The organism is Catenulispora pinisilvae (genome assembly GCF_015356865.1).
Lineage (GTDB): Bacteria > Actinomycetota > Actinomycetes > Streptomycetales > Catenulisporaceae > Catenulispora > Catenulispora pinisilvae.
The window spans coordinates 1-892 of sequence record NZ_JAAFZA010000535.1 but is presented as its reverse complement, the minus strand read 5'-3'; the positions used below and the strand labels follow the sequence as shown (position 1 = coordinate 892).

Sequence of the window (892 nt, the reverse complement as noted above, 5' to 3'; positions counted from 1 at the left end):
ATCGTCGACTCCGTCGGGCCATACAAATTCGTCACCGACCCCGCCACACCCACCAAATCACGCGCCAAATCAACAGCCAACGCCTCACCACCAACCAAAACCCTCACACCCGCCAAATCCCCAGCCACACCACCATCAGCCAACAACGCCCGCCACAAACTCGGCGTCGCCTGCATCACCGTCACCCCCGACGACACCAACAACAACCGCAACCCAGCCACATCACGCACCCACAACGAACCAGCCACCACCACCGCCGCACCACACACCAACGGCAAAAACAACTCCAACCCCGCGATATCAAACGACACCGTCGTCACCGCAAGCCAACGATCCCCCACCCCCAAACCAAACCGAACCCCCATCGAACCCAAGAAATTCACCAACGCAGAACCCGGAACCACCACACCCTTCGGACGCCCCGTCGAACCAGACGTATAAATCACATACGCCGGACAACTCCCGTCCAGCACGCCTGAACGCTCACCATCGACAAGATCCGCACCCGAGAACCCAGCCAAGTCGACACCATCCAGAACCAGCGGCGCCGGCCCAACCACACCCTTGGCCGACAACACCGCCAACGAAGCTGAATCAGTCAACAGACACACCGGGTCAGCATCAGACAGCATGAACCCGACACGATCAGCCGGATACTCCACATCCACCGGCACATACGCCGCACCAGACTTCAACACCGCCAACAACGCCACAACCAAATCCGTCGAACGCGGCAACGCCACCGCAACCAGCGACTCCGGACCAGCACCCCGCGCCACCAGCAACCGCGCCAAACGATTCGCCCGAACATTCAACTCCGCATACGAAACCTGCTCACCCTCGAACACCACCGCCACCGCATCCGGCGAACGACGCACCTGCTCCTCAAACA

At 60.7% G+C, this 892-nt stretch carries 1 protein-coding gene; it reads right to left on the bottom strand.

Annotated features, from left to right (window positions below; all coding sequences use genetic code 11):
* Positions 1-892, bottom strand: an 892-nt coding sequence (locus tag IZR01_RS49350; RefSeq protein ID WP_194927909.1) for an AMP-binding protein, incomplete at both ends; no start/stop codon positions are given.